17 protein-coding genes are annotated in these 22,983 nt (G+C 72.8%); 4 read left to right on the forward strand and 13 right to left on the reverse strand.

What is annotated here, in order from left to right:
• Positions 1-21: 21 nt before the first annotated feature.
• From GE115_RS06965 to GE115_RS06975, 3 genes are all read right to left on the reverse strand, one after another.
• On the reverse strand, positions 22-1,401 hold the full coding sequence (locus tag GE115_RS06965) for an FAD-dependent oxidoreductase (protein ID WP_312854975.1): 1,380 nt from the start codon (positions 1,399-1,401) through the stop codon (positions 22-24).
• Positions 1,402-1,430: 29 nt separating this feature from the next.
• Entirely contained in the window at positions 1,431-2,555 is a 1,125-nt protein-coding gene (locus GE115_RS06970) for a polyprenyl synthetase family protein (protein ID WP_312854976.1), read from the reverse strand.
• Between the two features lie 65 nt (positions 2,556-2,620).
• Positions 2,621-3,340: a class I SAM-dependent methyltransferase gene (locus tag GE115_RS06975; protein WP_153684078.1), complete on the reverse strand. Its 720-nt coding sequence runs from the start codon at positions 3,338-3,340 to the stop codon at positions 2,621-2,623.
• 142 nt (positions 3,341-3,482) lie between these two features.
• On the opposite strand from GE115_RS06975, the gene GE115_RS06980 reads away from it, so the two are divergent.
• Positions 3,483-3,767, forward strand: coding sequence for a DUF427 domain-containing protein (locus GE115_RS06980; protein WP_153684079.1), 285 nt, complete (start codon positions 3,483-3,485; stop codon positions 3,765-3,767).
• Between the two features lie 62 nt (positions 3,768-3,829).
• The gene (locus tag GE115_RS06985) at positions 3,830-5,152 is read left to right on the forward strand and encodes an isochorismate synthase (protein WP_312854977.1); all 1,323 of its coding nucleotides are present in this window, start codon (positions 3,830-3,832) and stop codon (positions 5,150-5,152) included.
• Between the two features lie 26 nt (positions 5,153-5,178).
• Here the strand turns inward: GE115_RS06985 and GE115_RS06990 are convergent, their stop codons facing one another.
• The 3 genes from GE115_RS06990 to GE115_RS07000 form a co-directional block, all read right to left on the reverse strand.
• Positions 5,179-6,036 (reverse strand): polyphosphate kinase 2 family protein, encoded by an 858-nt coding sequence (locus GE115_RS06990; RefSeq protein WP_312854978.1) that lies wholly within the window; start codon positions 6,034-6,036, stop codon positions 5,179-5,181.
• Positions 6,037-6,141: 105 nt separating this feature from the next.
• Positions 6,142-7,974, reverse strand: a complete 1,833-nt coding sequence (menD, locus tag GE115_RS06995) for a 2-succinyl-5-enolpyruvyl-6-hydroxy-3-cyclohexene-1-carboxylic-acid synthase (protein ID WP_153684080.1) — start codon at positions 7,972-7,974, stop codon at positions 6,142-6,144.
• Complete coding sequence (locus tag GE115_RS07000; protein WP_153684081.1) at positions 7,967-8,407, reverse strand: PLD nuclease N-terminal domain-containing protein; 441 nt, start codon at positions 8,405-8,407, stop codon at positions 7,967-7,969. Before GE115_RS07000 ends, menD begins: the two co-directional genes overlap by 8 nt.
• 75 nt (positions 8,408-8,482) lie before the next feature.
• Between GE115_RS07000 and GE115_RS07005 the strand changes: the two genes are divergently transcribed.
• Positions 8,483-8,761, forward strand: a complete 279-nt coding sequence (locus GE115_RS07005; protein ID WP_312854979.1) for a DUF4229 domain-containing protein — start codon at positions 8,483-8,485, stop codon at positions 8,759-8,761.
• 10 nt (positions 8,762-8,771) lie between these two features.
• On the opposite strand, the gene GE115_RS07010 is transcribed toward GE115_RS07005, so the two are convergent.
• The 3 genes from GE115_RS07010 to GE115_RS07020 form a co-directional block, all read right to left on the reverse strand.
• Positions 8,772-9,749 carry a 1,4-dihydroxy-2-naphthoate polyprenyltransferase gene (locus GE115_RS07010; RefSeq protein WP_153684354.1) on the reverse strand — a complete coding sequence of 326 codons (978 nt, stop codon included), beginning with the start codon at positions 9,747-9,749 and terminating at the stop codon, positions 8,772-8,774.
• Positions 9,750-9,826: 77 nt separating this feature from the next.
• Positions 9,827-11,017: an AMP-binding protein gene (locus GE115_RS07015; RefSeq protein ID WP_312854981.1), complete on the reverse strand. Its 1,191-nt coding sequence runs from the start codon at positions 11,015-11,017 to the stop codon at positions 9,827-9,829.
• Between the two features lie 64 nt (positions 11,018-11,081).
• Positions 11,082-12,020, reverse strand: a complete 939-nt coding sequence (locus tag GE115_RS07020; RefSeq protein ID WP_153684082.1) for a 1,4-dihydroxy-2-naphthoyl-CoA synthase — start codon at positions 12,018-12,020, stop codon at positions 11,082-11,084.
• Between the two features lie 150 nt (positions 12,021-12,170).
• Here GE115_RS07020 and GE115_RS07025 point away from each other — a divergent pair, with 150 nt between their 5' ends.
• Positions 12,171-13,184, forward strand: a complete 1,014-nt coding sequence (locus GE115_RS07025; RefSeq protein WP_172979756.1) for an o-succinylbenzoate synthase — start codon at positions 12,171-12,173, stop codon at positions 13,182-13,184.
• Positions 13,185-13,326: 142 nt separating this feature from the next.
• On the opposite strand, the gene GE115_RS07030 is transcribed toward GE115_RS07025, so the two are convergent.
• The 4 genes from GE115_RS07030 to GE115_RS19085 all read right to left on the reverse strand — a co-directional run bounded on the left by GE115_RS07030 (position 13,327) and on the right by GE115_RS19085 (position 22,951).
• The gene (locus tag GE115_RS07030; RefSeq protein ID WP_153684083.1) at positions 13,327-13,617 is read right to left on the reverse strand and encodes a hypothetical protein; all 291 of its coding nucleotides are present in this window, start codon (positions 13,615-13,617) and stop codon (positions 13,327-13,329) included.
• A 137-nt stretch (positions 13,618-13,754) separates the two neighbouring features.
• Positions 13,755-19,814 (reverse strand): pullulanase-type alpha-1,6-glucosidase, encoded by a 6,060-nt coding sequence (gene pulA, locus GE115_RS07035; RefSeq protein ID WP_153684084.1) that lies wholly within the window; start codon positions 19,812-19,814, stop codon positions 13,755-13,757.
• Between the two features lie 195 nt (positions 19,815-20,009).
• Positions 20,010-20,240 carry a hypothetical protein gene (locus GE115_RS07040; protein ID WP_153684085.1) on the reverse strand — a complete coding sequence of 77 codons (231 nt, stop codon included), beginning with the start codon at positions 20,238-20,240 and terminating at the stop codon, positions 20,010-20,012.
• 74 nt (positions 20,241-20,314) lie between these two features.
• On the reverse strand, positions 20,315-22,951 hold the full coding sequence (locus tag GE115_RS19085; RefSeq protein ID WP_153684086.1) for an ATP-binding protein: 2,637 nt from the start codon (positions 22,949-22,951) through the stop codon (positions 20,315-20,317).
• Positions 22,952-22,983: the final 32 nt, after the last annotated feature.

The raw sequence follows: 22,983 nt of genomic DNA on the forward strand, positions 1-22,983 counted from the left end.
CCCGGTTCCGCCTACGCTCCGCTACACCTCGCCGCGCGAGATCTGCACCATGTCGTCGCGCGGCACGACCTTGACGCGCACGCGGCCCTCGGCAGCGCCGAGCGCCTGCTCGTGCTGGTCGAGCCGGTGCCAGCCGTCGAGGTCGGTCCACCGGATGCCCCGCGACTCGAGCAGCTCGACGATCGACTCCTCGGAGGGCGACTCGGGATTCCACCAGTTGCCGAGGTCGTTGATGACGTGCTTGATCGTCTCCATCGCGTCGGACTTGGTGTGCCCGATGAGCCCGACGGGTCCGCGCTTGATCCAGCCGGTCGCGTACACGCCGTACATCTGGCGCGCCTCGCCGGTCTGCTTGTCGCGCGTGAGCACCTGGCCCTCGTGGTTCGGGATCACGCCGAACTTCTTGTCGAACGGGATGCCCGGCAGCGGCGAGCCGAAGTACCCGACCGCGCGGTAGACGGCCTGCACCGACTGCTCGCGGATCTCGCCCGTGCCGCGCACGCCGCCCTCGCCGTCGGGCTCGGTGCGCTCCCACCGGATCGCGCCGACCCGCCCGGTGCCGTCGTCGACGAGCTCGATCGGCTTGGCGTAGAAGTGCAGGTGCAGCCTCCGCGAGGCCTGGCCGACCTCGCGCTGCCGCCACTGCTGCAGCACCTTGTCGATGACGAAGACCTGCTTGTTGCCGGCGACGGCAGCGCGCGCCGCGTCGTCGTAGTCGAAGTCCTCGTCGTACACGATCATGTCGACGTCGCGCAGCTCGCCGAGCTCGCGCAGCTCGAGCGGCGTGAACTTCACCGACGTCGGCCCGCGGCGGCCGAACACGTGCACGTCGGTGACGGGCGAAGCCGCGAGGATCTCGGCGACGTTCGGCGGCACCTCGGTGACCATCAGGTCTTCGGCGTGCTTGGCGAGGATGCGCGAGACGTCGAGGGCGACGTTGCCGTTGCCGATGACCGCGACCTCCTTCGCGTCGAGCGGCCAGGTGCGCGGCACGTCGGGGTGCCCGTCGAACCAGCTGACGAAGTCGGCGGCGCCGTAGGAGCCCGCGAGGTCGATGCCGGGAAGATGCAGGTCGGCGTCCTTCACGGCGCCGGTCGCGAAGATCACGGCGTTGTAGTGGCGCTTCAGGTCGTCGAGCGTGAGGTCTTCGCCGAAGCGCACGTTGCCGAAGATGCGGATGTCGCCGCGGTCGAGCACCTCCCGCAGCGCGGTGATGATGCCCTTGATGCGCGGGTGGTCGGGGGCGACGCCGTACCGTACGAGCCCGTACGGCGCGGGCAGGTGGTCGAAGAGGTCGATCGAGACGTCGAAGTGCCGCTCCGACTTGAGCAGGATGTCGGCGGCGTAGATGCCGGCGGGACCGGCCCCGATGATCGCCAGGCGCAGCTTGTTCCTCGTCACGGGTTCGATGTCTCCTCGGGGCTCTTCGGTCAGTTGGACCGTTCGACGATGGTGTCGGCGAAGCGCGTGAGCGCCTTCTTCACGGGTCCGTCGGGCAGCGGCGCGAGCGCGTCGACCGCGTCGCGGGCCCAGCGGTGCGCCTCGGCGAGCGTCGCCCGCGTCGCCTCGTGCTCGCGCAGGTCGGCGACGATCGCGTCGACGGTCGCCGCCGACGGCACGATGCGGGCGGCCTGCGTGTTCGTGTCCACCGGGTCGGATGCCACGGAGCCGGGTTCGGCGGGCATGACGTCGCGCTCGATGCGCGCGAGCAGGGCCGCGGCCGGGGCATCCGTCTTCGCGATCTCGCGCAGCCGCAGCAGCGGCAGCGTGACGACGCCCGCACGCAGGTCGGTGCCGGGCACCTTGCCCGTCTCGGCGGCGCTCGGCGACAGGTCGATCACGTCGTCGATGAGCTGGAACGCGACGCCGATTCGCTCGCCGAAGGCGATGATCGGCTCCTGGAAGGCGGGGTCGGCGTTCGAGAAGATGATGCCCGACTGCGCGGCCGCCGCGATCAGCGAACCGGTCTTGTCGGCGAGCACCTGGATGTAGTGGGCGATCGGGTCCTCGCCCGGCTGGGGGCCGACCGTCTCGTGGAGCTGGCCCAGCACGAGCCGCTCGAACGTGTCGGCCTGCATGCGGATCGCCCGCTCGCCGAGGCGCGCCATGAGCTGGCTCGCTCGCGCGAACAGCAGGTCGCCCGTGAGGATCGCGACCGAGTTGCCCCACACGGTCTGCGCGCTCGGCACGCCGCGCCGGCGCTCGGACTCGTCCATGACGTCGTCGTGGTAGAGGCTCGCGAGGTGCGTGATCTCGATCGCCTCGGCCGCCGTGACCACGTCGTCGGTCACGCCGTCGCCGAGCTGCGCGGTCAGGAGCGTGAGCATGGGGCGCACGCGCTTGCCGCCGGCTTCGAGGAGGTAGCGGGCGGGCTGGGCGGCGATGGGATCGGCGTAGCCGACCTCGCGCACGAGGCCCTGCTCGACGCGTTCGAGCCCGGCGTCGATCGCCTTGGCCATCGCGCGGTCGGCGGCGGAGGCGAAGACCCGCTCGCTCAACCCGAGGTTGGCGGCGAGTGAGGAGCCGCGACGCGCGACCGGGAGGCTCGGTTTCACGCGTCCCAGCCTACCGGGGCGGTCGGCGCCCGCCCGTCGGTCGAGTGCGGGTCTCGCCGCGCTCGCTACTCGGCCTGCGCAGCGGCCGGCTTCACCGCGCGGTGCAGCGCGACGACGCCCAGGGTGAGGTCGCGCCATTCGACCTGCGACCAGCCCGCCTCGCGCAGCCAGCCGGCGAGCGCGCGCTGGTCGGGCCAGGCCCGGATCGACTCGTTGAGGTACTCGTACGCCGTGTCGTTCGAGCTCGAGAGCTTGACCAGCGGCGGCATCACGTACCTCTGGTAGAAGCCGTAGCCCGCGCGCACGAGTGCGGCCGGGGGGTGCGAGAACTCGCAGATCACGAGCCGCCCGCCCGGCTTGGTCACGCGCAGGAACTCGGCGAGCGCGACCTTGGGCTCGTTGACGTTGCGCAGCCCGAACGAGATGGTCACGGCGTCGAACTCGTCGTCGCCGAACGGCAGCGCGGTCGCGTCGGCCTCGACGAAGACGAGGTTCGGCACGTGCGCCTGGCGGCGCCGGCCGACCTCGATCATGCCGGGCGAGAAGTCGGCCGCGACGACGGAGGCGCCCGACTTCGCGAGGCTCGCGCTGGAGGTGCCGGTGCCCGCGGCGACGTCGAGGATGCGCTCGCCCGCCTTCGGGTCGACCGCGCGCGTCGTCGAGATCCGCCAGAGCGGTGCGTTGCCGACCGAGAGCACCGTGTTCGTGCGGTCGTAGCCCGCGGCGACGCGGTCGAACATCGCGGACACCTGCGAGGGGTCCTTGCCGAGATCTGCGCGGGTCATCCTCCGAGTCTACGGCGATGCGGTGCCTTCCCGGCGGTCGAGCGGGCGACGGATACGCCGGCGGGAATGCCGCCCCCGGCCTGCCCGTTGCACCATGAGGCGCCCTGCCGCCCGGCCGGGTGCCGACCTCCGAGAGGAACGCATGAAGGCCATCTGGAACGGCGCCGTGATCGCCGAATCGCCCGAAACCGTGGTCGTCGAGGGCAACCACTACTTCCCGCGCGAGTCGATCGACGACCGCTACTTCCACGAGAGCGAGAACCGCACCGTGTGCCCGTGGAAGGGCACCGCGTCGTACTTCCACGTCGAGGTCGACGGCTCCCGCAACCCCAACGCGGCCTGGTACTACCCCACCCCGAAGCCCGCTGCCGCAGAGATCGCCGACCACGTCGCGTTCTGGCACGGCGTCGAGGTCGTCGCGGCCTGAATCCGCGGCGCACGGGCGACGCGCGCACGCGGCGCCGGCGGCAGCGGACGTAGGCTGAACCGGTGAGCCACACGGATGCCCCGGCGCCCGCCGCCGCCGAGCCGCGGCTCGTCGTGCGCACCTTCCCGGTCGACGAGACGGATCCGCTGATCCCCCGAACCGACCCGCGCAACCCGCTCGTCTGGCTGCGCCGGGGCGAGGGCGTGGTCGGGCTCGGCGAGGTCGCGCGCATCGAATCGAGCGGCGCTCACCGAATCGAGGACGCCGCGGCGGCGTGGACGGCCCTCGCGGCCGACGCCGACATCGACGACCGAGTGGGCCTGCCGGGCACCGGGCTCATCGCGTTCGGCGCCTTCGCCTTCGCCTCCCACTCGGCGGCCACGAGCGTGCTCATCGTGCCCGAGCTCGTACTCGGCCGCCGCGACGGGCGCGCGTGGGTCACCCGCATCGCCCTGGCCACGGGCGACCCCGATGCGATCGATCCGGATGCCTCGGCGCCAGCGCCCGGAGCCGACGCCGAGGCATCCGGCATCGTCATCCCCGAGCCGGCGCCCAAGCGGAAGGTGCCTCGCGTCACGTTCACGCCCGGGAGTGTGCCGCCGGCGGCATACGAGGCGGCGGTGGCCGAGGCGGTGCGCCGGATCGATGCCGGCGAGCTCCGCAAGGTGGTGCTCGCGCGACAGCTCGTCGGCGAGCTGCACGAGGACGACGGGCTGCGCGCGACGATCTCGCGACTCGCCGAGGATTACCCCGACACCTGGGTGTTCGCGGTCGACGGCCTGATCGGTGCGAGCCCCGAGACGCTCGTGCGCGTCGACCACGGCCAGGTCTCGGCGCGCGTGCTCGCCGGCACGACCTCGCGCGGTGCCGGCGAGGCATCCGACCGCGATCGTGCCGTCGCCCTGCAGCACTCCACGAAGGACCTCGCCGAGCACGCGCTCGCGGTCGCGAGCGCGGTGAACCGCCTCGCGCCGCACACCGCGCGACTCGACGCGAGCCCCGAACCGTTCACGCTGCAGCTGCCGAACCTCTGGCACCTCGCGACCGACCTGAAGGGCACGCTCGGCGACGGGTCGACCTCGCTCGACCTCGTGCGCGCCGTGCATCCGACCGCCGCCGTGGCGGGCACGCCCCGCCGTATCGCGCTCGAGACGCTCGCCGAGCTCGAGGGCTTCGATCGCGGCCGCTACGCGGGTCCGGTCGGCTGGGTCGACGGCGACGGCGACGGCGAGTGGGCCATCGCGCTGCGCTGCGCGCAGGTCGACGCCGACGGCACGGTCACGGCATATGCCGGTTGTGGCATCGTGCACGATTCGGTGCCGGCCGACGAGCTCGCCGAGACCGACATGAAGTTCCGCCCGATCGTCGAGGCCTTCGGCGGCTGAGGCGTTCAGCCGGTCGCGAGCTGCGCTCAGCCCGTCGCGAGCAGGCGTTCGCGCTGCTCGGCGACGTCGTAGTCGGCCGCGGGCCACTCGAGCTGCATGCGGTCGAGTGCGTCGATCAGCAGGTGCTGCACCGCGAGCCGCGCGTACCACTTGTGGTCGGCGGGCACGACGTACCAGGGCGCGTGCGGCGCAGAGGTCCGATCGAAGGCGACCTGGTAGGCCTCGGCGTAGTCGTTCCAGCGCTCGCGCTCGTCGATGTCGCCGGGATTGAACTTCCAGTGCTTGTCGGGGCGGTCGAGCCGCTCGAGCAGCCGCTCGCGCTGTTCGTCGCGCGAGATGTGCAGCATCACCTTGACGATGGTGGTACCGGCGTCGGCGAGTTCGGCCTCGAACGCGTTGATCGCGCCGTACCGCCGCTCGATCTCCTCGGCCGGCGCGAGTTCGCGCACGCGCCCGATGAGCACGTCCTCGTAGTGCGAGCGGTCGAAGACGCCGATCATGCCCGCCTCGGGGGCCTCCCTGCGGATGCGCCAGAGGAAGTCGTGGGCGAGTTCCTCGTCGGTCGGCTTCTTGAACGCGACGAGTTGCACGCCCTGCGGGTCGACCGACCCCATCACGTGCTTGACGATGCCGCCCTTGCCCGCGGTGTCCATGGCCTGCAGCACGAGCAGGATGCGCCGCTCGTCGCCGAGCCTGCTGCACGCGAAGAGCCGCTCCTGCAGGTCGGCGAGCGCCGTGGCGCCCTGGGCGAGCGCGCGATGCCCCTCTCGCTTGCCCCCGACGAAGCCGGGATGACCGCTCGACGGGGTGTCGGCGAGACGGAATCCGGGCTCGACGCGCAGCAGCGGCGCCGGGTCCTCGGTCCAGAACGGCTCATGGCTCACGGCGACCTCCCTGGTGGCGACGCGACACCGCGCCGGATGCTCCATCCTGCCGACTGCGCGGTCGACTTGTCGACCCATCGACAGGGATCGATCCCCCGAGGCCCCTCAGCGCTCGAGCGGCACCTCGACGAGGGTCGGGCCCGTGACCGCGGTGCCGAGCGCCTCCTCGAGTTCGCCGCGCGTGGCAGCACGCTGATACGTCCATCCGTAGGCCGTGGCGAGTGCGGCCAGGTCGACGTGCTGCGGGGTGAACTGCACTCGGTCGAACGCGTCGGCCGGGGCGGATGCCGCGACCTCGAGCGCGTCGAAGATCGCGCCGCCGCCGTCGTTGCCGACGATGACCTGCACACGCGGCGGCGCCTCGCCCGCGCCGAGCAGGAGGGATCCGACGTCGTGCAGCAGGGTCAGGTCGCCGAGCAGCACGCGCGTCGTGCCGGGCTTCGCTTCGGGCGCGCGCTGGCTCGCGATGGCGATGCCGACAGCGGTCGCGACGGTGCCGTCGATGCCCGCGAGTCCCCGGTTGGCATGGGCCGAGATACGACGACCCGGCACCACGCGGTCGGCGTCGCGGATGAGCCGGGATGCCCCGAGCACGAGTCGGTCGTGCGGCCAGGTCGCCGACCAGACCGACTCGACGAGCATGCGTCGCGAGACGGGCTCGCGCACCGCCGCGAGCTGCGCCTTGAGGAACGCCCGCTGCGCCGCGTAATCGCTGACGTGCCCGGTCTCGTCGACGCCGCTCCGCGCGGACGCGCCGGACGAGTCGGACCCGTCGGACTCCCCCTCGGCCAGCAGGGCCCGGCTCGCATGCACCCACCGGCCGGTCCACGCTCGCTCCTCGGCGGTCGGGACGTGCGATTCGGCGTGCACGGCCCGCTCGAACCGGCGCACGCGACGCCCGGGGTTGAACCATTCGATGCCCGAGGGCGCCACGACGATCGACTCGACGCCGTCGCGCTGCACGAGCGCGGGCACCTCGCGCGAGAGGGTCGGATGCCCGAACACCACGACCCGCTCGACCCGGTTGCCGAAGCCCGGCTCGGCGAGGAGCTCGCGGTAGGCGACGACGAGGTTCGGCCCGAAGTGCGCCCCGCTCGTGATCTCGGCCGCGAGCGGCCAACCGCCCGCCCGGGCGAACGCCTCGGCCTCGGGCCCGGCGCCCGCGCCGGCGACGACGAGGGTGCGCGGCCCGGCGGCGACGAGATTGCCGGCCGGCGAGGCATCCGATGCACTGCCGGATGCCGCGGCGGCGGAACCGGCACCGCTCGCCTCCGGCGCGTGCAGCTCCGCGAGGTGCGCGCGGCGCGCGGCGACCGCGGCCCGATCGATCTCGACCGGCGCCGAGAGCGGCTCGCGCAACTGCACGTTGAGGTGCACCGGGCCCGCGCCGGGATGCGCGATCGGCACCCCTCGATCGTCGATGCCGAGCGCCGCCTCGACGGCCCGGCGGGCCAGGCGCGGGGCATCCGCGTTCGCATCGACCGTCTCGGGAGGCGCGACGTCGCGCTCGAGGCGCACCGCACCCGCGAAGATGCCGGGCTGCATGGTGGTCTGGTTGGAGCGGATGCCGCGCAACTCCGCCGGCCGATCGGCGGTGAGCGCGATGAGCGGCACGCCCGAGTGGTGCGCCTCGAGGACCGCGGGATGGAGGTTCGCGACCGCCGTGCCTGAGGTCGTGATGACGACGGCCGGACGGCCCGTCTCGACGCCGAGCCCGAGCGCGAGGAATCCGGCGCCGCGCTCGTCGATGCGCACGTGCAGGCGCAGCAGGTCGGCCCGTTCGAACTCCGCGGCGGCGAGTGCGAGCGCCTGCGACCGCGACCCGGGCGCCACGACGACATCGGTCACCCCGAGCGCGACGAACTCGGTGAGCAGCGCGAGCGCGAAGGCGCTGGCTGGCGATTCGCGGTGCGGGTCGGGGGCGGCGGCCTCAGCCATTCGGCCGGCCGGAGGATCCGGAGTCGCCGTTGTCGGGCGCGTCGGGGCGCCGGTGGTCGTGGGTCGCGCCGTCGCCGTCGGCGGGGCCGGTGTCGGCGTCGTCGGTCGGCTCGTCGAGGTCGGCGAGTTCCTGCTCGAGGCGGCGGATGCGGTCCTCCTGCTGGGCGTCGCGCTCGAGGCCGCGCAGGAACTCGGTGTCGTCGTCGGGTGCGATCGGCCCGCGCGAACGACCGCGCGTGGCGCGGTCGGCCGGGCCGCGGCCGATGGTGAACCACAGCACCGGTCCGAGCACGGGGATCAGGATGATGGCGATCCACCAGCCGCGGGCCAGACCGCGAATGCGCATCCGGTCGATCAGCGCGCAGTCGACGATGGCGTAGACCATGACACCTACGACCACGACCACCGCGATGGGGACGAGCCTGACGAGCATGCCCTGAGTATAGGCACGCCAGCATCACGTTCGGCTGGGAGCGACCGCACAGGATCGCGCGCCTACACTGTCAGGGTGAAATCCGTCCCCGTCTGGATCTGGTACTCCGTGCTGCGCGTGCTGCTGTTCGCCGTGCCGTTCGCGGTGCTCATGCTCGCCGGGGTGACGTGGTGGATCTCCGCCGTGGTCGCCGCCCTGTTCGGACTCGCGGCCTCGGCGGTGTTCCTGCGCAAGGCGCGCGATGCGATGTCGCGCGACCTCTACACCGTGCGCCACCGCACCGAGGAGCCGACGTCGGCCGACGACGACGCCGAAGACGCGGTGCTCGACGCCCGCGAGCGCAACGCCGAGTAGCCGGGCGGCGCTACAGCGCGAACACCAGCCCGAGGCCGATGCCGTACGCGAGTGACGTGACGCTCGCCAACTGCAGCGCGAGGATCAGCTCGCGCGGCGTGCGCGCCCAGATGACGATCACGCACGCCGGGATCGCGACGAGCAGCGCGAACAGCACGAGGATCGCCGCCGGGTACAGGAACGCGAGGAAACCGACGAGCCCGAACGGCACGAGCAGGAAGATCGCGAACAGGATGCGTCCGGCCATCGGGCCGACGAGCACCGCGAGCGTGCGCTTGCCGGCCACCCGGTCCTGCTCGACGTCGCGGAGGTTGTTGGCCATCAGCACCGCGCACGCGATCAGGCCGACGCCGACGCCGCCGAGGATCGACTCGAGGTTCAGGGCGGTCGCCTGCACCCAGGTCGAGCCGAGCGTCGCGACGAGCCCGAAGAACACGAACACGAACGCCTCGCCCAGCCCCGCATAGCCGTAGGGGCGCTTGCCGCCGGTGTAGAACCAGCCCGCGATGATGGCCGCGGCGCCCACCGCGAGGAACCACCACTGCTGCGTGATGACGGTCAGGGCGAGGCCCGCGAGCGCCGCGACGGCGAAGAACGCGAGCGCGACCGCGAGCACCTGCTTCGGCTTCGCCGCGCCCGATCCGGTCAGCCGGGCGGGGCCGACGCGGTGGGTGTCGGTGCCGCGCACGCCGTCGGAGTAGTCGTTGGCGTAGTTGACGCCGATCTGCAGCGCCAGCGCGACGACGAGGGCGAGCAGCGCGCGAGCCGGATGCCACGGCCCGTCGGCGATGAGCACCACGCCGGCGCCCGTGCCGAGCGCGACGGGCGAGATCGCCAGCGGCAGCGTGCGCAGGCGCGCGCCCGCGATCCAGTCGCCGGCCGTTGCCCGGCCGCGCGCGGTGGTCGGCGCGGTCACGGCCTTCCCGGGGTTGCCGGACCGGCCATGGGTGCGCGACTTCGGCTTGGAGGGGGCTTCTGCGGGAGTCATCCGCTTGTCGTTCGGGCGTGCCACCCCGTCATCGTAACGATCGCGGCTTCGCCGCAGCTGCGCGCGACCGTCGGCGATCAGGCGCGCGCATCGCCGGCCGCGTCGCCGGCCACGCCACCGGCCGCCGCGGCGAGCGCGCGGATCGCCCGTCGATCGGGCTTGCCGCTCGCGAGCAGCGGCAGCTCGTCGAGCACGATGACGCGCACCGGGCGCGCGGCGGGCGGCAGCCCGGCGGCATCCGTCGCGGCGGCGAGGTCTCGCGACGAAACGGATGCCCCGGTCGTCACGACCACCGGGCGTTCGCCCCACTCGGCGTCGGGTGCGCCGACGACGACGGCCCCCGCGAGGCTCGGCACGGCGCGGATGCCCCGGATCGCGCGTTCGACCTCGCCGAGCGCCACCTTCACGCCGCCCGAGACGATCAGGTCGTCGGCTCGTCCGCGGATCCGCAGTCGACCGTCGCGGTCGAGTTCGCCGAGGTCGCCCGTGCGGTACCACCGCGTGCCGTCGGCATCGGTCGGGAACGCGGCGGCCGTGCGGTCGGCGTCGCCGAGGTATCCGGCCGCGAGCATCGGGCCGCTGAGCTCCACGACGCCGTCGGCGGCGGTGCGCACCCGCACCGCGTCGAGCGGCCTGCCGTCGTAGACGCAGCCGCCGGCCGTCTCGCTGGAACCGTACGTCCGCACGACGTGGACGCCCGCGTCGGCCGCACGTTCAGCGAGCGCCGGCGCGAGCGCCTGCCCGCCCACGAGCACCGCGTCGAACGAGCGCACGGCCGCCGCCACGAACGCGTCGCGCTCGGCCGCGTCGAGCAGTCGGGTCAGCTGCACCGGGACGAGCGACGTGTAGTGCGGCACGCGGGGAGCGAGACGGGCGGATGCCTCGGCGAACGCCGTCGGCTCGAAGTGGCCCGGCGGCACGGCGACGGTCTCGGTTCCGGCGAGAATGCCGCGCACGATCACCTGCGCGCCGGCGATGTAGTGGCCGGGCAGCGCCAGCAGCCACTGCCCCGTGCTGCCGAGCGCGTCGTGGGTGGCGTCGGCGCTCGCCGTGAGGGCCTCGGCGGGGAGCAGCACGCGCTTCGGGGCATCCGTCGACCCGCTCGTCTCGACGACGAGCGCGATCGCGTCGTCGACTGTCGGGTCGGTCGAGAAGTGAAGCGGATCGAGACCTTCGGGCCCCGGCACCGGCCAGACGGCCGGACCGCCGTCGAGCGCGGCACGCAGTTCGGCAGTCAGCGCCGGGACCTCCGCCGCGGAAACCTTCACGAGCGGTTTCACGCGGTCTCCCGTAACCGGCTCGGGCGGCTCGACCGGCGTGCGGTAACCGGCATCAGTAGTGCCACGGGTACGGGCCCCAGTCGGGGTCGCGCTTCTCGAGGAACGCGTCGCGTCCCTCGACGGCCTCGTCGGTGCCGTAGGCCAGGCGCGTCGCCTCGCCCGCGAACACCTGCTGGCCGACCATGCCGTCGTCGACCGCGTTGAACGCGAACTTCAGCATGCGGATCGCCGTGGGCGACTTCGTGAGGATCGTGCGCGCCATCGCGATCGCCTCGCGCTCGAGGTCGGCGTGCGGCACGACCCGGTTCACGGCGCCCATCTCGTGGGCTCGATCGGCCGAGTACTCCTCGGCGAGGAAGAACACCTCGCGCGCGAACTTCTGCCCGATCTGGCGGGCGAAGTACGCCGAGCCGTAGCCGGCGTCGAACGAGCCGACATCGGCGTCGGTCTGCTTGAACCGCCCGTGCTCGCGGCTCGCGATCGTCAGGTCGCAGACGACGTGCAGCGAGTGCCCGCCACCCGCGGCCCACCCGGGCACGACCGCGATGACGACCTTCGGCATGAAGCGGATGAGCCGCTGCACCTCCAGGATGTGCAGGCGCCCGACCGCGGCGTGCCCGTGCGGGTCGGCGGTGCCGCCGGCGCCGTCGACGATCGCGGTCTCGGCGTCGGAGTACTTGTACCCGTCGCGTCCGCGGATGCGCTGGTCGCCGCCCGAGCAGAACGCCCAGCCGCCGTCCTTCGCGCTCGGCCCGTTGCCGGTCAGCAGCACGACGCCGATGCGCGGGTTCGTGCGCGCGTCCTCGAGCGCCCGGTACAGCTCGTCGACGGTGTGCGGGCGGAACGCGTTGCGCACCTCGGGCCGGTCGAACGCGACGCGTGCGATGCGGCCGTCTCGCGAGAGGTGGTAGGTGAGGTCGGTGAAGGATGCCCCGGCCGGTGCGGGCTCCCACTCGGCCGGATCGAACAGTTCGGAGACCTCGGCTGCCATGCCTCCAGCCTAGTTTCCCCCTCCCCCCGCCCCCCTCCGCTTCCCCCTCCCCGTCCTCCGCCGAGTGACGACGAAATGTCCCGAGTGATGACGATCCGGTGTGCCCGCGAGGCACTTCCGTCATCACTCGGCGGGGGGCAGACTTGGCCCATGCCCCTGCCCCTGCCCCCGCTCGCCGACCTGCTGGCGACGGCACGCGTCGTGGCGCTCCCGCTCGTCACCCGGTTCCGCGGCATCGACGTGCGCGAAGCGCTCGTGTTCGAGGGGCCCGAGGGATGGACGGAGTTCTCACCCTTCGCCGAGTACGACGACGACGAGGCTTCCGCCTGGCTCGCGGCATCCGTCGACTTCGGCTGGCGACAGGCACCGCCGGGGCTGCGCGATCGCATCCCGGTGAACGCGACCGTGCCCTCGGTCGACCCCGACAGCGTCGCCGCGGTGCTCGCCCGGTTCCCGGGCTGCCGCACCGCGAAGGTGAAGGTCGCGGGGTCGGATCAGACCCTCGCGCAGGATGTCTCACGCGTGCGCGCCGTGCGCGACACGCTCGGGCCCGAGGGGCGCATCCGTCTCGACGCGAACGGCGGCTGGAACGTCGACGAGGCCGAGCACGCGATCCACGCGCTGGCCGAGTTCGACCTCGAGTACGTCGAGCAGCCGTGCGCGACCGTCGACGAGCTCGCCGAGATCCGGCGGCGCACCGAGTACATGGGCATCCCGATCGCCGCCGACGAGAGCGTGCGACGGGCGGATGACCCGCTGGCCGTGGCCGAGGCGGGCGCCGCCGACCTGCTCGTGATCAAGGCGCAGCCGCTGGGCGGCATCCGGCGCGCCCTCGCGATCGTCGCGGCGACGGGGCTGCCGGTCGTGGTGTCGAGCGCGCTCGACACGAGCATCGGGCTCGCGATGGGTGCGCACCTCGCCGCGGCGGTGCCCGAGCTCGACTACGACTGCGGGCTCGGCACCGCATCGCTGCTGGCCGCGGATGTCACGCGCGATGCCCTGCTGCCCGAAGCCGGCTCGGTCGCCGTGCGCCGCGTCGACGCCGACCCCGCGCTGCTCGACCGGTACGCCGCCGATGCCGACCGCACCGCGTGGTGGCTCGCCCGGCTCGAGCGGTGCCATGCGCTGCTCGCCGAGCGCGACGGGGAGCCGGCGGTCGAGTAGGCGACGCCTGTCGGTGGTCGAGTAAGGGAGCGCAGCGACCGTATCGAGACCCCGTGGGTGGTCTCGATACGCGTGCTCCTCCGCCGCGCGCTCGTCGACGGTCGGGTGCGCGCGATCCTCGACCGACGGGTGCGCGCCGACGCTACCGGCCCGACGAGCTCACGTCTTCGCCGTCCTCGGAGGCGACGAGGCTGTCGATGGCGGCGAAGAACGCCGCGATGCCGGACAGGTTCGCCCCCTTGGCGCGCGACGCCGTGAGGTCGTCGGCCGACTCCCAGTCGACGATGTCGAGCCACTCGTCGCCGACGAGTCGCACGAGCCTCGCGCCGAGGAACCCGCTTCGATCCTCCGCGAACTCGGCCACCATGGCCGGCCGCGCGGCCAGCAGCGCCTCGGCGTCTGCGGCCCTGAACCTGGTCAGTTCGACGATCATGCGATCTCCCCTCGATCCGCTCGCGAAGCTACCGCACGCTGCCGACACTTCGCCCCGCCGCGGTGCGGGTTGCGCGCGCCGGTGCGACGAGGACGTCGCACGGCGGCGAGCAACTCGCACCGCGGGCAGGCGGCACCTCACCAGAGGAGGAACGGCACCGGCGGGTAGCCCGCGTCGGCGTACCCCTCGTCGCCGTCGAACGACACGCGCACCCAGTGCAGGCCACGGCCGAGCTTCGGCAGCTTCACGTCGAACCGGCCGCGGTCCTTCGCGTCGATTCGCTCGGTCGCCACGGGCTCGCCGTCGACGGTCACGCTCACCGTGCCGGTCGGGCGCGAGCCGTCGACCGCGAACACCTGTCCGACCTCGCGCACCGTGCTGCCTGCCTTGGCGACGAGCTTCGTCGGTGCCGCGAGCAGGAACGTCGCGACGGCCGGCGGCGGCTGCTCGTCGACGAGCACGGCGGCGCTGCGCGCCGGGATCGTGACCGTGCCGGTCGCGGCATCCCACGCGGTCGCCTTGACGACCTCGTCGGCACCTTCCGCCTGCACGTCGTTCAGCGCGAAGTCGCGACCGGCGAGCCCCTCGACCGGCGCGGTCACCGGCTCGGGCGACGCGTTGAACACCACGAGCGCGCCGTCGAGGGCCGGGTCGACGTCGTCGCCCACGGTGTCGTCGATCAGCATCGTGATGAGCCCGGGCGCGGCATCCGGCCCGCTGTTCGGGAAGGTGACCTTCTCGTCGATGAGCTCGGCGCTGCCGAGCTGCAGCAGGTCGACGCTCGAGCGCACGCGCAGCAGGTCGAGGGCGGATGCCTCGGCCGCGGCGATGTCCGCCGGTTGCGGCTTCAGGGCCGGGTCGGCGAGCAGCGGCGCCATCTCGTCCCAGAAGTCGCCGTTGTCGGCCTCCATCGGCAGGCCCGAGCCAAACGTCGACTCCTGGCCGGTCCAGTCGATGCGGTTGAACCAGTCGCCCGAGTTGTAGCTGTTGCGATCGAGCGACTTCGACCGCAGCAACTCGGTGCCGGCGTGCCAGAACGAGGGCGTCTGCGCGAACGCGGTGGTCGCGAGCGACAGCGTGTTCATGCGCACGCGGTCGCCCATGGTCGTGTCGGCCGGCAGCTTCAGCACACCGTGGTCGTACAGCGTCTCGTTGTCGTGCGCGTCGACGTACGTGATGATCTCGTCGGGCTGGTCGGCGTAGCCGGCCGGCGAGCCGCGGTAGTCGAGCTCGTCGCCGCGTTTCACGGTGCCGTCTGAGGCCTCGAGCTCGTATGCGCGCAGGTTGCCCGCGAGGCCGAGCTTCACGAGGTCGGTCTGGTGCGCGAGGTCGACGAGCTGCTCCTCCTGCGACGGGGTTCCGGGCCGTCCGTTGGGGTCGGTGCCGAGTCCGGTGCCGAAGCCCTGCTGGAACTTCGTGTCGGCGGCGACGGGGCTGCCGCCGTGCACGGCGTCGCGCAGCCGGTCGCTGAACGTGGCGATGCCGGTGCCGCCGAGCTGGCCCTGCGTGGCCTGCTCGAACAGGGCGTTGTTCGCGACCTCGCCGAAGTTCCAGCCCTCGCCGTAGAGGAAGATCTTCGATCCGTCGACACCGTCCTCCTCGAGCGTGAGCTCGTCGAGGGCGGCCCGCACCGCGAGCATGTTCTGCTTCGAGTGGTGGCCCATCAGGTCGAACCGGAAGCCGTCGACCTTGTACTGCCGGGCCCACAGCACGACCGAGTCGACCATGAGCTGCTCGGCGACCGCGTGCTCGGTCGCGACGTTCTGGCAGCAGGTCGAGGTCTCGACGCCGCCCGCGAGGTTCAGCCGCTGGTAGTAGCCGGGCACGACACGGTCGAGCACGCTCTTGCCGCCCTGGCCCGCCTCGGCGGTGTGGTTGTACACCTCGTCGAGCACGACCTCGAGTCCGAGCCCGTGCAGTGCCCCGACCATCTCGCGGAACTCGGCGACGCGCGCGCCGCCGTTCGGGTCGACCGCGTACGAGCCCTCGGGCGCCTGGAAGTGGAACGGGTCGTAGCCCCAGTTGAAGCCGTCGGCGTCGCGGATCGCGGCGATGCACGCCTGCTGCTCGCTCGACGCCGGACCGAACGATGCGAGGTCGCATGGGGGCTGCGCCTGCGCCTCGCGGCGCTCCTCGATGGTCGCGAGGTCGAACGTCGGCAGCAGGTGCACGGTCGTGATGCCGGCCTCCGCCAGCTCGGCGAGCTGCGCCGTGCCGGCCGAGTCGCGCGTGAAGGCGCGGTACGTGCCGCGCTCGTCCTCGGGCACGGTCTCGTCGGTGATCGAGAAGTCGCGCACGTGCAGTTCGTAGATCGCGCGGTCGACGCTGCGCTCGACGGTCGGCGCGGGCGTCTCGGCCCACTCCGAGGGTGCGAGAGCCGGGTCGTCGAGGTCGACGACGACGGTGCGCGCCGAGTTCACGGTGAGCGCGGCCGAATACGGGTCGGTCACCGAGTTCTGCTCGATCGCGTCGGTGGTCGGCGCGTAGACCGTCACGTTCCAGCGGTACTCGTCGCCCGCCGAGACGGATGCCGCGGGCACGGCCCACGTGCCCGACGCGTCGTCGAAGGTCGCCTCGACGAGCTCGTGGTCGCCCGTGGCGCCGGCATCCCAGCGCTCGAGCCCGACCGCCTGTGCGGTCGGCGCCCAGATCGTCGCGGTGGCCTCGTCGCCCGACCAGCTCACGCCGAGCTCGACGTCGGCGACGGCCTCGGCGTAGAGGTCGTCGAGCACGCCTGGGATCTGCACGCCCGTGAAGGCGGTCAGCTCGGCGCCTTCCCGCTGCGCGACCGCGATCTCCTCGGTGAGCAGCGACTGCGCCGCCGCCCGGTCGAGGCCGACGGGCTTCAGCGCGACGAATCCGGCGAGCGCGGGGAACGCGGCCTTCTGCTCGTCGCTGAGCCCGGCTGGGTCGAGTTCGAGCTCGACCGGCTCGCCGCCGCCCGCGACGGCGCCGTCGACCACGCCGAGACCGGCGTCGGCAGCGTGCTCGAGGGTCCACGAGGCATCCGTCGCCGCAGCGTCGCCCAGCAGCGACGGCGGCCACGCGATGGTGTCGGCGTCGATCCAGTGCGCGCGCAGCTCGCCCGTGCCGGCCAGCGGCGGATCGGTCACGACGATCTCCAGCACGTGCGTCGCGAGCGTGTAGCGGAACTCGACGAGCTTGCCCTCGGTCGCGGTGAACGTGTAGTTCGGGCCGCCGGGCACGCCGCCGACGCCGTAGTTCTCATCCCACGAGAGACCGTGCGCGACCTTCGCCTCGTAGGCGCCGTCGGAGATCTCATCCGTCGAGAACGTGTAGACGCCGTCGCCGTCGCCGTCGAACATCAGCGAGGCGAGGCAGTCGGGAGCCCAGTCGCCGGGGCATCCGACGGCCGGCTGGTACGAACCGGGCAGCGTGACGATCGGGCCGAGGGCCGTGGTCGCGACCTGGTGCGTGCGCGGGTCCCAGTAGAACGAGACCGGGCCCCCGGCGTGGCTGTACGCGAGGTTGGCCCCGTTCGGCTCGCCGTTCGCGCCGTAGTTGAGGTCCCAGCTGCCGTTGATCGCGACCTTGAACTCGTAGTCGCCCGCAGGCAGGTCGAAGGTGCCGCCGTACACGCCGTCGGCGCGCAGGGTCAGCTTCGCCTGCTCGCAGCCGGGCGTCCAGTCTCCGGCGCAGCCCATCTCGGAGTTGTGGCTGCCCGGAACCGTCACGAGGTCGATCGGCTGCTCGGGCTCCTCCTCGACGACGAGGCTCACGGCGTTGCCGACCGACGCGTACGTCGAGGCCGCGGCGCGGTTGCCCGCGGCGTCGGTCGAGATCGCGCGGTACTCGAGGAGCGTGCCGTTCGCGAGGCCCTCGGTGTCGTGGAAGACGCGCGGCGACGTGTCCTCGGCGGTGCCGAGCGGCTGCCACGCGTCGTCGGCCGCGCCCGCGACGCGCCAGGCGAAGCTCGTCTCCTGCCAGGTCGCGTCGTCGACGTCGGCCGCGACCGGGGTCACGCCGGTCACGCCGGCGCCCGCCGTCGGCACGGCGACCGAGATCGCGGATGCCGCGTCGGGCGCGGTGACCGCGCGGTCGGCGCTGTAGACGACGGTGCTGAGGGGCGGCACCGTGACGGATGCCACGCCCTCGGCGTCGGCGGTCATCGGCGCGCCGTCGCCGCCGTGCAGCGGTGCGAAGACGCCGTCGTCCGTCAGCGTCGGCACCGAGACCGTCTTCGCCTCGGCCGCGTTGTTCGCGGCGACGAGGTACTCGACCTTCTCGGTGCGGTCGACGCGGCTGAACGCGTAGACGCCCGCGCCGTTGTCGACGTACCGCTCGATCTGCGCTCCGGTCTCGAGGGCCGGGTGGGCGGCGCGCAGCGCCGCGAGGTCGGCGATGTGCTCGTAGAGCGGGGCATCCGTCGACGTGTGCTCACCGGTGCCGAAGGGCTCGCCGGTGACGAGCGTCTGGTCGCGGTACTCGGCGACCTGCGTCGGGAACAGCGTCTGCCGCGCGCTCTGGTCGCCGCCGATGCCCGCGAAGCCCTGCTCGTCGCCGTAGTAGACGACCGGCTGCCCGCGCGTGAGGAAGAGCAGCTCGTGCGCGAGCTCGTCGCGCTCGAGCGGCTGGGCGGTCGAGTTCAGGAAGTACCCGACGCGGCCCATGTCGTGGTTGCCGAGGAAGGTCGGCAGCGCCGACGCCGACGAGTCGGGGGTCGTGTAGTAGTCGTCACCCGCGAACAGCGCCTGCAGGTTCTTGGCCGAGTTGCCGGCCGCGAAGCTCACGGCCTGCGACTGGAACGTGAAGTCGAGCACCGAGTTCATGTCGGTCTTGCGCACGTACGGTGAGAGCTTCACGGGGTCGGCGTCGTACACCTCGCCGAACATGAAGAAGTCGGGCTTGCCGGCGACGGTGCGCGCGTAGTCGAGCACATCGGCCGACCACTGCTCCCAGAACTCGAAGTTCACGTGCTTGGCGGTGTCGATGCGGAAGCCGTCGATGCCGAGGTCGATCCAGTCCTGGTAGACCTCCACGAAGCCGTTGACGACGGTCGGGTGCTCGGTCATGAGGTCGTCGAGGCCGACGAAGTCGCCGTGGGTGACGGACTCGCCCTCCCACGTCGAGTCGCCGCGGTTGTGGTACAGCGTGGGGTCGTTGAGCCAGGCCGGCACCTTGAGGTCGGCCTCGTCGGCGCCGAGCACCGGCGTGTACGGGAAGCTGGTCGCCCGGTCGAGCGCCGGGAAGTCGGCGCCCGTGTCGGCGTCGGCGTAGTCGGCCGGGTCGAACGCCGTGCCGCTCGCGTCGCGGTACGGCTCGGTCGCCTGGTCGATGTAGGCGTACTCCCCCTCGGCGTAGTCGATGACGTCGGCGGTGTGGTTCGTGATGATGTCGAAGTACACCTTGATGCCGCGCTCGTGCGCGTCCTCGATGAGGGCCTTCAGTTCGGCGTTCGTGCCGAGGTGCGGGTCGATCTGCGTGAAGTCGGTGACCCAGTAGCCGTGGTAACCGGCGCTCGCGTTCGCGCCCTCGCCCTGCACGGGGCGGTTCATGAAGCTCGGCGTGAGCCAGATCGCGGTCGTGCCGAGGCCCTCGATGTAGTCGAGCTGCGAGTGCAGGCCCGCGAGGTCGCCGCCCTGGTAGAAGCCCTTGTGGGTCGGGTCGAAACCGGTCGTGAGCGCGTCGCCGGCCAGGCCGCCCGTGTCGTTCGACGGATCGCCGTTGGCGAACCGGTCGGTCATCACGAAGTAGAACTGCTCGTCGCTGCCGGGCTGGCGCACCGGGTCGGCGACGAGCGCCGCGTCAGTTGCCTCGTCGTACGAGCCGCGCACGTCGAGGAGCTCGAGGCCCACGCGGTGGGTCGTGTCGTCGAACAGGACGCGCACGCGGGTGTCGCCCGCCACCGTCAGCGGGATGTTGTCGTCGCCGCCGTTCAGTCCGTACGACTCGTCCCACGCGTCGTTCACGGCGACCTTGTACTCGTAGGAGCCGGCCGGCACCGTGAACTCGGCGGCGTACACGTTCGGGGTGTCGGTCGCGGCCAACTCGGTCTCGGCGCAGTCGGGCGCCCAGTCGGCAGGGCAGCCGAGTTCGTCCTGCAGGCTGCCGACAAGCGCGAACGTGCGCTCCTCCGCGGCGGCCGGCACCGCCGGCAGCACCACCACGGCGGATGCCGCGAGCGCCCCCGCCAGGACCGTTGCGAACCACCTGCGCGTGCTCGAGCGCTGCGTCATCCTTGACTCCCGATTCCCGGCACGACGACGTGCCACCGACATTCGCTGGCGACGCTACCAGCGCGGTCGGGGTGAGTGCAAGCGTTTGCAAGACGGCTTGACCAGGATCTGCGCGATCACTCGTCAGCACCGGGTTTCCAGCTCACGCGTACCGGCGAATCGGTGGAAACGCTCTCAGAATGGCGCTTCGGGCATCTACAGCATGCGAGTGAGCGCCACCTCGCGGAATCGCTCCTCGCGGAGTCGTTCGGCCTCGCGGCGCAGTTCGTGCAGTTCGGCCGGCTCGGGTGCCGCCCGCCTGCGCTCGGCGGCGCGACCCCACGCGACGATCGCGAGGCCCAGCCGACGGAGCATGCGCGCCGTCACGGTGGACCGCGCGCGCGATCTCGGCGTCGCGGCTCCGGGTGCGATGACTGCGGTGTTCATGGTGGTCCTCCTGGCCTCGTCGGTCCGCTCCCCCGCGAACCGTGCCACCATCCCAGCCGAGCACCCGCTCGGCGTCATCGGCGGTCGGTACCGAGATCCGCACGGCGGCCTACCGAGATCGGCGCCGCCGATGCGGTCGCCCCGAGTCGTGCCGCGGCCCGGGCGGCCTCCTGCCGCGACGAAACGCCGAGCTTGGCGAGCACGGCCGCGACATGGCTGTCGACCGTGCGCACCGACACGACGAGCCGGTCGGCGATCTCCGCGTTCGTGAGGCCGTCGGCGAGCAGCCGAAGCACCTCGACCTGCCGGTCGGTGAGGCCCTCGGGATTGCTCCGGGTCGGTGTCGACGGGCCTCGGGGGATGCCGCGGACCCCGCGGTCGCGCAGGTCGGCGCGAATCCGGCGCGCGAGCGGAGCGGCGCCCAGGCGGTCCGCGATCGCGAGCGCCGCGAGCAGGTCCTCGTCGTGAGGACTCTCCGCCAGCGCTGCCGCCTCGTGGTACGGCGCACCGGCGGCGTGCCAGAGGTCGGCGGCCTTCCGCCACTCCCCGCGCGCCTGCACCGCGAACGGATGCCCGTCATCGGGCGAGACCTCGACCTCGTCGCCCGCGCGGCGGAGCAGGCAGCCGAGTTCGGCGCGGATCGAGTACGCCCGGCAGCGATCGGCCTCGTCGAACACCGGGCGGGCGATCGCCCTGGCCTCGGCGGGGTCGCCGCGCAGGAGCGCGGACTCTGCGCGTGCGGCGGCGACCGGCCCCGTCCGCTGCAGTTCCCGGAGCTCCTCGGCGACCCGACGGGCCTGCTCGAGGATCTCGTCCGCCCCGTCGTCGCCTCGTCGCAGGCGCACCGTGCCCGCGACGGTCAGGGCGAGACAGCGGGCATGCGGTGCCTCGATCGGTCGCTCCACCGCGTCCAGGGCGTCGTCCCATCGGGCACGGGACAGGTCGAGCCTGGCCTGCTCCATCCGCTGGTACGTGCTGAACCCGATGAACTCAGCCCGCTCGGCCAGCTCGAGCGCGCTCGCGAGGTGGTGTTCCGCGCGATCGAGGAGGAACGTGTCGAGGAGGGTCCACACGAGGTTGACCTGTGCCCGCGCGGCGTTCTCCACGTCGTCGATCGCGAGCGCGACGTCGGCGGCCTCGATGAGCTCGCGGATGCCGTCGTCGAGGACGCCCTCGAGCATGAGCGCGGTGCCGTGGTTGTTGAGGGCGTGCGAGAGCACGCTTGGCGCTCCGGCGTCTCGCGCGAGTCCGATCGCCCTCGCGGAGAGCTCGCGCGCGCGCCGGAAGTCGCTGCCGAGCATCGCGAGCTGGGCCTCGTTGCTGAGTGCGAAGGCGTACACGCCGAGATCGTCGGTCCCAGCGAGCACCGTGGAGGCCTCCGCGGCCGCCGCCTCGGCATCCGAACGAAGCCCCGCGAACCAGTCGAATCGCGACAGCCAGCGCAGGCTCGCGCCCAGGCGGACCGGATCGCCGAGGCGACGGCGCAGCGCGACGACCTCCGTCTGGACGTGCGCCGCCTCGTGGGCCGCGCCGATGGTGTACGACTCGACGGCGTACCCCTCCGCGAGCTCGGCGAACTCCTCCGGCGCCGCGCGATCGGCGTGGTCCAGCGCGGCGCGGTAGTGGGCGGCCGCCTGGCGGTGCGCCCCGGACGCCGCAGCATCGCGTGCCGCGAGCGGTGCCCACTCCGCCACCGCTTCCGCGTCGCCCGCGGCGCTCGCGTGGTGGGCCAGCCGAGCCGGATCGTCCACTCCGGCTTCGATCAGCGCGAGCAGCACCCGGCTCTCGAGCTCGATGCGGCGCGACGCCGGGAGCGCATCGACCACCGCCCGCCGCGTGAGCTCGTGGCGGAACCGCATTCCGTCCGGACCCCCGACGAGCAAGCCGCCCTCCTCGGCCGCGCGCAGCGCACCGGCAGCCCCCGGCACCAGCCGCGCGAGCAGGTCGTGGTCGACGACGGACGGAACCACCGCCAACTGCTCGACCTGGTCCCGCGTCGCCGCATCGAGCCGATGCAGCCTGCCGGTCACGGCATCCACCACGGTCGGGGGCACGCGGACCTCGTCGGCCGACGCGACGAGCTCGCTCACGAAGTACGGGTTCCCCTCCGTCATGGCGTAGACGCGGTCGGCATCCAGGCCGCTGCCCTCCGTCAGCGCGCCCACCGCCTCCGCGGAGAGCCGGCGCACGGCCATCCGGTCGACCTGGTCGCCGTGCCCCAGGTCGCCGAGCAGCCGGCCGAGCGGATGGCCGCGCTCGAGCTCGTCGCGATAGGTGAGCACGAGGGCGGCCGGCAGGCCGTCCATCCGGCGAGCGAGGTAGCGCAGGACATCGAGCGTGGCCTCGTCGGCCCAGTGCACGTCCTCGACGACGAGGACCGTGCCGGGGGCACCCGACAGCTCGTCGCGGAGCGCGGCGTACACCTCCTCGCGGTCGCTGCCGTGGAGCGCGTCGCGCAGACGGGGCCCGACCGACGCCGTCAGGTCGCGCAGCGGACCGAGCGGGCGGGGCGTCGACATCGCGTCGCAGGCGCCGAGGAGCACTCGGACCCCGCCCGGCGGTCGGGCCCGGAGCGCCTCGACAAGGCTCGTCTTGCCGATGCCCGCCTCGCCGTGCAGCAGCACGACCCGGCCGCGGCCGAGCGCGGCCTCGCGCGCCGCGGCGCGCAACCCGTCGAGTTCCCGATCACGCTCGAGCAGCACCCTGCCCATGGGCCGATCGTGCTCGCGCCGGGGCGCCGCCG

The sequence above is a fragment of the Agromyces agglutinans genome (assembly GCF_009647605.1).
Classification (GTDB): Bacteria; Actinomycetota; Actinomycetes; order Actinomycetales; family Microbacteriaceae; genus Agromyces; species Agromyces agglutinans.